This window comes from Pseudomonas sp. HY7a-MNA-CIBAN-0227 (assembly GCF_040310325.1).
Classification (GTDB): Bacteria; Pseudomonadota; Gammaproteobacteria; order Pseudomonadales; family Pseudomonadaceae; genus Aquipseudomonas.
Window position 1 is genome coordinate 216,334 of record NZ_JBEOPT010000010.1, and the last position, 10,122, is coordinate 226,455.

A 10,122-nucleotide genomic window follows, 5' to 3' on the forward strand; every position below is an offset into this window, starting at 1 on the left:
TTAAATACTTTGTAGTAACGGGAAAATGAGCGGGGAATCAGTCTTCCAGAACAGCGAGAATCTCGTTCTCAGCCATTACCAGCAGGTCTTCGCCGTCGATTTTCACAGTGTTGCTGCCGGAGTAAGGGCCGAATACAACCTTGTCACCCACTTTCACGGCCAGCGCACGTACTTCACCGTTTTCCAGCTGCTTGCCTGGACCAGCAGCGAGAATCACACCGTGGTTGGCTTTTTCAGCAGCCGAACCTGGCAGAACGATGCCGCCAGCGGTTTTCTTTTCTTCTTCACTGCGACGGATGACGACGCGGTCATGCAGAGGACGAAGCTTGCTCATTGTCGATCTCTCCTAATTGTGTTTTTCATCGGCCGGTGTCAATACCGGCAGGTTAAATTCCGGCGGTGCCGGTCGCGGCTCGCTGGGCGAATCGCGGAAGTCTGTCTGGTGTCGCCACCAGAAACCTTGCGGTGACCGTTACATAAGGGCGCATAAGCTTATTACAAGGCTTGGCGACGAAAATTTTCGTGATTGCCATGCACTTAAAAACAACACGGCCCCCGAAGGCGCCGTGCCAATCACGCAGTTACTTGGAGTCGCGGTGTTCGAACTCGCCTTCGATCACATCACCCTCGCGCCCCAGCGGCTGGCGCGGCACCGGGCCGCCACGGGATTGCAGGTCATCAGCAAAGGCGCGCTGGCGGATTGCAGCTTCTTCGGCACGCTGGCGCATCTTGCCTGCCAGCAGTCGACGGGTGATCGGCAACAGCATGATCAGGCCAACCACGTCGCTGACAAAACCTGGCAGGATCAGCAGGCCGCCACCCAAGGCCATCATCAGGCCTTCGAGCATGGTCTGGGCTGGCAGTTCGCCGCGATTCAAGCTTTCACGGGCACGCAGTGCGGTGGCCAGCCCGGCGATGCGCAGCACAAGTACGCCAAGCATCGAGCCGAGAATAATCAGCAGCAGGGCCGGGAAAAACCCGATAGCCCCGCTGACCTTGACGAAGACGAACAGCTCCAACACCGGGAACAGCAGAAAGAGCAATAAAAAAGGGCGCATCAAATGGTTCCTCAACGCAAGAATGCCTTGCTACTCCACCTTAGATGACGTCGTCGTTTCGTGAATTCAAGCGTCGGCGGCCGTTTTTTTCGGCCATTCTTCGGCGTGAGCCAGGAAAACCAAGGCCTCGCGCACTTGTATCGGCGTGTTGCACATCTCGGCAAACGGTAGCCAGTAGACGCCCTGACCAATGCGCAAGTGCATGCCCTCGCTGTCGATACCGGCCAGTTGCGCAGGCTCCGATGTCGGCAAACCGGCCAGCTCGACATAGTGGGCAATGGCTTTGGTGTGATCGCTGTTCATGTGTTCAATCATGCTCAGCTCGGCTTTGCCGGCAAACGGGTTGGCTAGGGTCAGTTGATCCACCCAGTGGATCGCGCCGAAACCGCCGATATAACGGTGACGCACCGGTTTGAGTACCCAAAAATCAAAATCATGGGCCTTGTGGTAGTTAGCCGAGTCGGGGAAATAGCGGTAATAACGCTCGGCCGCCGCCGCAATGGATGCTTCATCCTCAAGTTTCTCGGCCTCGGCCAGGTACGTCAGGCGGCCAACAGCCTGGACATCCTCGGCCTCGCGCTCACCCACGAGCAGCGAACACTTGGGATCTTTTTGCAGGTTATGGGTGTGCTGGGCGATCCGGCTGATCAAGATCAGCGGCCGGCCCTCTTCGTCCAGGCAATAAGGCACCACCGAACCAAAAGGGAAGCCCGGCATGGCTTTGGATAGGGTGGCGAGTGCTCCTCGGTATTCCTTGAGCAGTAGTTCTCGGGCATTCTTGGCAACGTGCGCGCTCAACTTATGACTCCCTCGGTAAATTTCGTCAAAACCAGACTTGGGCAACCGCTTAATTCTGCTCACAGGACTTGCGAATGCATCTCAACGACAAAGTAATCATTATCACCGGCGGTTGCCAGGGTTTGGGCCGTTCCATGGCCGAGTATTTTGCGAGCAAAGGTGCCCACCTGGCGCTGGTGGACCTTAACCCGGAAAAACTCGATGCGGCGGTCACTGCCTGCGAGGCTCATGGCGTCAAGGCGCGTGCCTATCTGTGCAACGTGGCCGATGAAGAGCAGGTCACCCACACGGTGGCAAAAATCGCTGACGATTTTGGCGCGATCCACGGTTTGATCAACAACGCAGGGATCCTGCGCGATGGGCTGCTGCTAAAGGTCAAGGACCGCGAGATGATCAAGATGAGCCTGGCCCAGTGGCAGGCGGTCATTGATGTCAACCTGACCGGTGTATTCCTGTGTACCCGCGAGGTGGCGGCGAAGATGGTCGAGTTGAAGAACCAGGGCGCCATCATCAACATTTCGTCGATTTCACGCGCCGGCAACGTTGGCCAGACCAACTACTCCGCCGCCAAGGCCGGTGTCGCTGCAGCCACCGTGACCTGGGCCAGGGAACTGGCGCGCTACGGCATCCGCGTGGCGGGGATTGCACCGGGCTTTATCGAAACCGAGATGACCCTGGGCATGAAGCCCGAGGCGCTGGAGAAGATGACCTCAGGTATTCCCCTCAAGCGTATGGGTCAGCCTGAGGAGATTGCCCATTCGGCAGCGTATATCTTCGAAAATGACTATTACACCGGACGGATTCTGGAATTGGATGGTGGGTTGCGGTTGTAAGGCCGCTTCCACATTTACCAGGTCACGCCAAAGCCTGCGGTATAGCGAGTCTTGCTCAAGTCGCTGTCCGAACCGCCACTGATAATGTCGCGCTCAGCCTTGAGGTTAAGCGAAGCCCATTCGGTGACTCTGTAGCGCAGGCCCATTTCTGCATCGAGAGAGTAATCGGCAGGTCCTGCCAGGGGCTTGCCCAGTTCGCCGCTGGTGAAAAACTCGACCGTCTTGCCTACCAGGTAGCGGTTGTAGTCCCACTTCATGGCCAAGGAATAGAAGTTGTCCTTGCCGCCATCCTGGTATTCATAGTCGGTGCGGTTAAGCAGCGAGCCAAGAGAGAAGGCGCCCAGTTCGTCATCCCAGAACTGATAGCCGGGACCGGTACCGACGGTGCGCTGACGAGTGAGGTCTTCGACCTTGTCGCGTTTGTAGGTCAGGCGACCCTGCCAGAACCACTGGTCGGTGATAAAACGGTCCAGGGCGTACTCGGCGCTCCAGTTATCGGTGGTGACCACGTCATTCTGGAACACGCGGTTGTACTCGCCTTCGGCAATATGCCGCCATTTGCCATGGCGGGCTGTGGTCTTGAAGCCCACGTCATAGTCATCGGTGTCTTTTTCCGCGCGCTGGTAGTCCAGCGCCACATCGACGTTGCCTTTCCACACTAGATCTTCGATCACAGGCTTGGGCTTGATGATTTGCTGAATACTCGCCAACTCGACGGTTTTCGGCACCTCGCCATTGGCCAGGATGACCTTGCCATCGTCGGCCGCGTGTAGGGACTTGGCTTTCTCGCCGGTGTAGGCGTCCTGCTTGACCAGCAACTCCTGGTCGCTTTCCAGGGTTTTCACCTGTTTCCAGTCCACCGGGATGGCGCCGGCGTATTCGGTCTGGATCAGGAGCTTGCCACCGTCGAAAACCTTGATTTTGCCGGTCAGGCGATCACCATTTTTCAACCAGACGGTATCGGCGAGCAAGGGCGTGGAGGCGCTGAAAACAGCGAGGCAAAGCAGGGTTCTGGACAACATAAGCGGATGCTGGGCTCAAATTTGGCGAAAAAAGGGCAATATCGTGTTAGATAAAGTCTTAGCAAGGACAGACTCAGGTATCTGTATTGAGTTCAATTCTCAACGCCATCTTTACAGACGTTTCTTACAAAGAGACTGATAATTTCAACCGGATACGCCCAACGTGAACGAACCCGCCGAAACCCCGCAGAGATTCGCCGCATTGCGCTTTACCTAACCCTTGCACAGGTGCCCAAAGGTTGCGTGGTCAGTTACGGTGAGTTGGCGCACCTGGCCGGGCTGGGCCGTGCGGCGCGCTGGGTTGGCCGCACCCTCAGCCAACTGCCCGACGACACCAAGTTACCCTGGCACCGGGTCGTCGCTGCCGGCGGTCGGATAAGTCTCCCGGTGGGCAGCGCATCAGGAGACGAGCAACGTGTGCGATTACGCAGCGAAGGGGTCAGTATCCTGAACAATCGCGTTGATATTCAGCGTCATGGCTGGCGCCCGGTAGAGCACAGCGGTTAGAGTGCGCGCTTTGTTTCCGTAATTTGAGGCAGACTCCAGCCCATGCCCCGTAAAACCTGGCGCGCCGCGCTCGCCGCCTATGCCAGCCCCTCGACGTTAGTGCTGTTACTGCTCGGCTTTGCCGCCGGTCTGCCTTACATGTTGGTGTTCTCGACGCTCTCGGTCTGGTTGCGTGAGGCCGGTGTGGCCCGTGAAACCATCGGCTATGCGAGCCTGATCGGCCTGGCGTATGCCTTCAAGTGGGTCTGGTCGCCGCTGCTCGACCAATGGCGCCTGCCACTGCTGGGCAAACTCGGACGTCGTCGTTCCTGGTTGGTACTGTCCCAAGCGCTGGTGATCCTCGGATTAATCGGCATGGGTTTCTGCGACCCGCAGAAACACCTGTCCTGGCTGATAGCCATTGCCGTTATTGTCGCCTTCGCCTCGGCCACCCAGGACATCGCGGTGGATGCCTATCGCCTGGAAATCGCCGACGACAGCCGCCAAGCCGCGCTGGCCGCCTGCTATATGTCCGGTTACCGCATCGCCGCACTGCTAGCCACCGCCGGTGCGCTGTTTTTTGCCGAGGGCTTCGGCTCCACTGGCTTCAACTATAAGCATTCGGCTTGGACCGGCACCTATGTGCTATTCGGCATATTAATGGTCCCTGCCCTGCTGACCACGTTTTTTATACGCGAGCCGGACGTGCCATTGCGCACCCAGTTGCAGGCCGGGCGCTATAGTTTTGCCCACCAACTGATGTCTGTGTTCGTGTTGATCGTGTTGCTGGTGTCCGTGCCGGCCATGTTCACCCAGTTGTACAACACCGACTTCGCCAGCGTGCTGTTCGACGGCGTCAGCCTGCTTGACCTGCTGCTGGAGGACCGCGCATTTCTGCGGGCCATCCTCTATGTCTCCCTGACCGCACTGTGCCTCTCGGCGATGGGCCGCCGCGGCCTCGCGCCGGTGCTGACTCCGGTCAACGACTTTATCCTGCGTTATCGCTGGCAAGCCCTGCTGCTGCTGGGGCTGATTGCCACCTATCGCATGTCGGACACCGTGATGGGCGTGATGGCCAACGTGTTTTATATCGACCAAGGCTTTACCAAGGATCAGATTGCCAGCGTCAGCAAGATCTTCGGCCTGATCATGACCCTGCTGGGTGCTGGCATGGGCGGCCTGTTGATCGTGCGTTTCGGCATCCTGCCGATCCTGTTTATCGGCGGTATCACCTCAGCCGGCACTAACCTGTTGTTCCTGATGCTGGCGGACATGGGCGCCGATCTGCAGATGCTGATCTTCACCATTTCCCTGGATAACTTCAGCTCGGGCCTGGCGACGTCGGCGTTTGTGGCCTATCTGTCGAGCCTGACCAACCTGAAGTTCTCGGCGACGCAATATGCGCTGCTCAGCTCGATCATGTTGCTGCTGCCGCGATTGATCGGCGGTTACTCGGGGGTGATGGTGGAGAAGTTCGGCTATCACAACTTCTTCCTGATCACCTGCTTGCTGGGTGTGCCGACGCTGATCCTGATTGCCTTGCACTGGTTCCAGGAAAGCCGGCGAATTCGGTTGAACCCTCCAAAAGAAGAGTGACGCAACGCGGTCAATATGGGAACTGGCTTGCCTGCGATGGCATCACCGCGGGGTAACTGACACACCGCGCCGCCTGTATCGCAGGCAAGCCAGCTCTCACACAAGCCCGGCTCCAACAACCAGATGCCTGTACGTCGGCCGCAAGCGCCCGTACAATCCCAAGTCATTTCAAGTCCAAGCAACCGACAACGGCCTACCATGCGCACCAGTCAATATTTGCTCGCCACACAGAAAGAAACGCCTTCCGACGCGGTCGTGATCAGCCACCAGCTGATGCTGCGCGCCGGCATGATCCGCAAACTGGCCTCGGGCCTGTACACCTGGCTGCCCATGGGCTTGAAGGTGATGCGCAAGGTCGAAGCGATCGTTCGTGAAGAAATGAACGCCGCCGGCTCTCTAGAAGTGTTGATGCCGAGCACCCAACCGGCTGAGCTGTGGCAGGAATCCGGGCGTTGGGAAGAGTACGGCCCTGAATTGCTGCGCTTCAAGGACCGTCATGGCCGCGATTTCTGCGCCGGCCCGACCCATGAAGAAGTGATCACCGACCTGATGCGCAACGAGTTGAGCAGCTACAAACAGCTGCCCCTCAACCTGTACCAGATCCAGACCAAATTCCGTGACGAAATCCGCCCGCGCTTCGGTTTGATGCGCGGCCGTGAATTCATCATGAAGGACGCCTATTCGTTCCACGCTGACCTGCCATCCCTGCAGGTCACCTATGACCGCATGCACCAGGCCTACTGCAACGTATTCACTCGCCTGGGCCTGAAATTCCGCCCGGTTGAAGCGGACAACGGCTCCATCGGCGGCGCTGGCTCCCACGAATTCCACGTACTGGCCGATTCCGGCGAAGACGATATCGCCTTCAGCAACGGTTCCGACTACGCGGCGAACATCGAGAAAGCCGAAGCCGTGCCACGGGAAACCTCCCGTCCTGCGCCAAGCGAAGAGCTGCGCCTGGTGGATACTCCCGAGACCAAAACCATCGCGGCCCTGGTGGAAAAATTCAATCTGCCGATTGAAAAGACCATCAAGACCCTGATCGTGCATGCCGAAGAAGAAGGCAAGCTGATCGCCCTGGTGATTCGTGGTGACCACGAACTCAACGAAATCAAAGCCTCCCAGCAGCCAGGCGTTGCCAGCCCGCTGGTCATGGCCAGCGATGCCGAACTGCGTGACGCCATTGGCGCCGGCGCCGGCTCCCTGGGCCCGCTGAACCTGCCGCTGCCAATCATCATCGACCGTTCGGTTGAGCTGATGAGCGACTTCGGTATCGGCGCGAACATCGATGACAAGCACTACTTTGGCGTCAACTGGGAGCGTGACCTGCCGGTTCCGACCGTGGCCGACCTGCGCAACGTGGTGGCCGGCGACCCGAGCCCGGATGGCAAGGGCACCCTGGAAATCAAGCGTGGCATCGAAGTCGGACACATCTTCCAGCTGGGCAACAAGTACAGCAAGGCGATGAAGTGCGAAGTGCTGGGTGAAAACGGCAAGCCTATCACCCTGGAAATGGGCTGCTACGGCATCGGCGTTTCCCGCGTGGTTGCCGCCGCCATCGAGCAGAACAACGACGAAAAAGGCATCATCTGGAGCGACGCCCTGGCACCGTTCCAGATCGCCCTGGTACCGCTGCGCTACGAAACCGAGCAAGTACGCGAAGCCACCGACAAACTGTATGCCGAACTGACGGCCGCCGGTTTTGAAGTGCTGCTGGATGATCGCGACAAGAAAACCAGCCCAGGTATCAAGTTCGCCGACATGGAACTGATTGGTATCCCGCACCGGATCGTGGTCAGTGACCGTGGTCTGGCCGATGGCAATCTGGAATACAAGAGCCGGACCGAAGCCCAAGCCCAGCCGTTGCCAGTGGCTGACGTACTGTCTTTCCTTCAGGCGCGTATTCGTCGCTGAAAACCAGATCAAGAGAAGTCATGCTCAAGCGAAACACCTTAGCCCTCGGGGGCGCCACTTTATGTGGCGCCCTACTGGTCAGCGGCTGCGCCAATCAAATGTCGCAACGCAGCGAGCACGAGGAACGCATCGAGCGCAAATTGCTCGACCATAGCCTACAGATCGATGTTGGCGAGCCCAAGGTGCTTGAGCTGCCGCAACGTCGGGTGCGCATTCATGAACAGAGGACCTTCGAGGTCACTGAATTTGAAGTCACCCGTCATTATGATCGCTACACGCCGTACCAGCCTTGGCGGGAACTCTATGAGATCCCCCTTGGCGCGGTGGCGGTGGTGGCAGGCGTCGGCGCCAATGTGGTCAATGTCTTCGCCCTAGGCAACCTGCCGGACAGCGTGACCCGCGACTGGATCAGCTATGGAGTGGCCGGGCTCAACCCGTTCATGAACGTACAGTCCCACGGCCGCGCGCAACAGAACCTGGCGGGCATTAATGAAATCCAGCGCGACAGGCGCCTGGAATACACCAGCCTGCCGTGGAGCGAACGCCCGGTCCAGGTGAAAGCCGGCAAGCAAACCTTTGATCTGACCACCGACCGCAACGGCGTACTGCGCCTGAACCTGTTGGATAGCCCGTTTGCCGAGCAGGACCTGAACCACGTCAGCACGTTGCAGATCAGCATTGAAGATGCCCAGGATGACGTGCATTCGGACTCATCGCTGGCCATCAGCAGCACCTTGCGGGGAAAACTGCTCGAAGCCCATGGTTTGATCTACGACGACCTAGAAGATGACGAAGTCAGCCAATGGGTACACCGAGTCAAGCGCTTGTCGGAGCTTGGCCTGGAAGAAGAAGCCAGCGAACTGGAACAAAGCCTGATCGAACTGACCCGCAATGATCCTCAATTGCAGCAGGAATTCCTCAAGGCCTTGACCCAGGATGGCGGACGGTTGGTGGCGGACCCTGGGGCGAACTGACATTGTTTTTCTGTAGGAGCGAGCAAGCTCGCTCCTACCACGGCAATTCCAACTGCTCATTCCCATTGTTCAAATCCAGCAAGCGCACACCAATTCCCAGCAACCGCACCGGTTTCCCACCGCGCTTGAACGCCTGGGCCAGCAACTGCTGATAACTCTCAAGATCCCGCCCTGCCCCTGCCTGTTCCAAAGTAGTCTGAGTGAAGTCATGGAATTTCACTTTGACGAAAGGTTTGCCCGGTCGATAGCTACTGTCGATACGAGCCATGCGCCCAGCCAGGGTGTCGATCAACTCGGGGAGTTTTTCCAGGCAACTGGACAGGTCCGGCAAATCGACGTCGTAGGTGTTTTCCACACTGATTGATTGCCGACGACTGTCGTTCTGCACAATGCGCTCATCAATCCCACGGGCCAGGCTCCACAGCCGCTCGCCGAAACTGCCAAATTCGCGCACCAGCGCCAGCTTGTTCCAGTCCCGCAGTTGCAGACAGTCTTCAATCCCCAGCCGCGCCAGCTTGTCCGCCGTGACCTTGCCCACGCCATGCAGCTTATTAACCGGCAACACAGAAACAAAATCCTCGACTTGATCCGGCGTTATCACAAACAACCCATTGGGCTTTTTCCAGTCGCTGGCGATTTTGGCGAGGAATTTGTTCGGTGCCACACCAGCAGAGACGGTGATATGCAGTTGATTGGAGACCCGGCGCCGGATGTCCTGGGCGATGCGCGTGGCACTGCCGCCAAAGAGCGGGCTGTCGGAGACATCCAGGTAGGCCTCATCCAGCGACAGTGGCTCAATCAGGTCGGTGTAATCACGAAAGATCGTCTGGATTTCCTTCGACGCTTCTTTATAGGCATCCATGCGCGGCTTGACGATGGTCAGGTCCGGGCAGAGCTTCAGCGCGTGGCGGGACGACATAGCCGAGCGCACACCGTAGGCCCGCGCCTCATAGTTGCAGGTAGCGATCACGCCGCGGCGGTCCGCCGAACCGCCGACGGCCAGCGGCTTTTGCGCCAGGGTCGGGTCGTCACGCATCTCGATGGCGGCGTAGAAACAGTCACAGTCGACGTGGATGATTTTGCGCTGCGTCATATATAAGGAGGGAATGGTCAACGGATCGCCAGTATCTCACTCACACCTGTATATAGCACCAGTACTGTGAATCTTCTGACTAGCCGGCAGGAAAAAAGCCTCATGCATTTATTTTCTCAATCGAAACAGACACCCCAATAGAGCTAAAAGCCTCGGCCATACTGGGCCAGAGCCCTTTCATGTGTTGCCTTGGAGAGCTAAGCGATTGAACCACAAGCGCTTTTCTTTGAATTAGCGGTTGACACACCTGCGTATCGCTGTAGAATGCCGACACACAGACGCGGGATGGAGCAGTCTGGTAGCTCGTCGGGCTCATAACCCGAAGGTCGTCGGTTCAAATCCGGCTCC

Annotated in this window: 10 protein-coding genes; 5 read left to right on the top strand and 5 right to left on the bottom strand. The window is 58.0% G+C overall.

Annotated elements, in window-relative coordinates:
* Positions 1-37: 37 nt before the first annotated feature.
* The 3 genes from AAEZ06_RS18335 to AAEZ06_RS18345 all read right to left on the bottom strand — a co-directional run bounded on the left by AAEZ06_RS18335 (position 38) and on the right by AAEZ06_RS18345 (position 1,856).
* The gene (locus AAEZ06_RS18335; protein ID WP_133099645.1) at positions 38-334 is read right to left on the bottom strand and encodes a co-chaperone GroES; all 297 of its coding nucleotides are present in this window, start codon (positions 332-334) and stop codon (positions 38-40) included.
* Between the two features lie 247 nt (positions 335-581).
* Positions 582-1,058: an FxsA family protein gene (locus AAEZ06_RS18340; protein WP_149411917.1), complete on the bottom strand. Its 477-nt coding sequence runs from the start codon at positions 1,056-1,058 to the stop codon at positions 582-584.
* Positions 1,059-1,124: 66 nt separating this feature from the next.
* Complete coding sequence (locus tag AAEZ06_RS18345) at positions 1,125-1,856, bottom strand: HugZ family pyridoxamine 5'-phosphate oxidase (RefSeq protein ID WP_350615481.1); 732 nt, start codon at positions 1,854-1,856, stop codon at positions 1,125-1,127.
* 74 nt (positions 1,857-1,930) lie between these two features.
* Between AAEZ06_RS18345 and AAEZ06_RS18350 the strand changes: the two genes are divergently transcribed.
* The gene (locus tag AAEZ06_RS18350) at positions 1,931-2,689 is read left to right on the top strand and encodes an SDR family oxidoreductase (RefSeq protein ID WP_350615483.1); all 759 of its coding nucleotides are present in this window, start codon (positions 1,931-1,933) and stop codon (positions 2,687-2,689) included.
* Positions 2,690-2,703: 14 nt separating this feature from the next.
* On the opposite strand, the gene AAEZ06_RS18355 is transcribed toward AAEZ06_RS18350, so the two are convergent.
* On the bottom strand, positions 2,704-3,711 hold the full coding sequence (locus AAEZ06_RS18355) for a DUF481 domain-containing protein (protein ID WP_149411914.1): 1,008 nt from the start codon (positions 3,709-3,711) through the stop codon (positions 2,704-2,706).
* A 135-nt stretch (positions 3,712-3,846) separates the two neighbouring features.
* Between AAEZ06_RS18355 and AAEZ06_RS18360 the strand changes: the two genes are divergently transcribed.
* From AAEZ06_RS18360 to AAEZ06_RS18375, 4 genes are all read left to right on the top strand, one after another.
* Positions 3,847-4,218 (top strand): MGMT family protein, encoded by a 372-nt coding sequence (locus AAEZ06_RS18360; RefSeq protein ID WP_502948040.1) that lies wholly within the window; start codon positions 3,847-3,849, stop codon positions 4,216-4,218.
* 42 nt (positions 4,219-4,260) lie between these two features.
* A complete protein-coding gene (locus tag AAEZ06_RS18365; protein ID WP_149411912.1) occupies positions 4,261-5,793 on the top strand; it encodes an AmpG family muropeptide MFS transporter in 1,533 nt (510 codons plus the stop codon).
* 198 nt (positions 5,794-5,991) lie between these two features.
* Positions 5,992-7,707, top strand: a complete 1,716-nt coding sequence (locus AAEZ06_RS18370; protein ID WP_133099651.1) for a proline--tRNA ligase — start codon at positions 5,992-5,994, stop codon at positions 7,705-7,707.
* Positions 7,708-7,727: 20 nt separating this feature from the next.
* Positions 7,728-8,681: a hypothetical protein gene (locus tag AAEZ06_RS18375; RefSeq protein WP_149411911.1), complete on the top strand. Its 954-nt coding sequence runs from the start codon at positions 7,728-7,730 to the stop codon at positions 8,679-8,681.
* Positions 8,682-8,715: 34 nt separating this feature from the next.
* Here AAEZ06_RS18375 and dinB read toward each other — a convergent pair whose 3' ends face one another.
* Positions 8,716-9,774 (bottom strand): DNA polymerase IV, encoded by a 1,059-nt coding sequence (dinB, locus tag AAEZ06_RS18380; RefSeq protein WP_149412014.1) that lies wholly within the window; start codon positions 9,772-9,774, stop codon positions 8,716-8,718.
* Between the last annotated feature and the right edge of the window lie 348 nt (positions 9,775-10,122).

Bases quoted from the DNA above. Each gene is read 5' to 3' on its own strand.
- dinB (WP_149412014.1), bottom strand. From the start codon at position 9,774: ATGACGCAGCGCAAAATCATCCACGTCGACTGTGACTGTTTCTACGCC.
- AAEZ06_RS18365 (WP_149411912.1), top strand. From the start codon at position 4,261: ATGCCCCGTAAAACCTGGCGCGCCGCGCTCGCCGCCTATGCCAGCCCC.
- AAEZ06_RS18350 (WP_350615483.1), top strand. From the start codon at position 1,931: ATGCATCTCAACGACAAAGTAATCATTATCACCGGCGGTTGCCAGGGT.
- AAEZ06_RS18375 (WP_149411911.1), top strand. From the start codon at position 7,728: ATGCTCAAGCGAAACACCTTAGCCCTCGGGGGCGCCACTTTATGTGGC.
- AAEZ06_RS18355 (WP_149411914.1), bottom strand. From the start codon at position 3,711: ATGTTGTCCAGAACCCTGCTTTGCCTCGCTGTTTTCAGCGCCTCCACG.
- AAEZ06_RS18370 (WP_133099651.1), top strand. From the start codon at position 5,992: ATGCGCACCAGTCAATATTTGCTCGCCACACAGAAAGAAACGCCTTCC.
- AAEZ06_RS18335 (WP_133099645.1), bottom strand. From the start codon at position 334: ATGAGCAAGCTTCGTCCTCTGCATGACCGCGTCGTCATCCGTCGCAGT.
- AAEZ06_RS18340 (WP_149411917.1), bottom strand. From the start codon at position 1,058: ATGCGCCCTTTTTTATTGCTCTTTCTGCTGTTCCCGGTGTTGGAGCTG.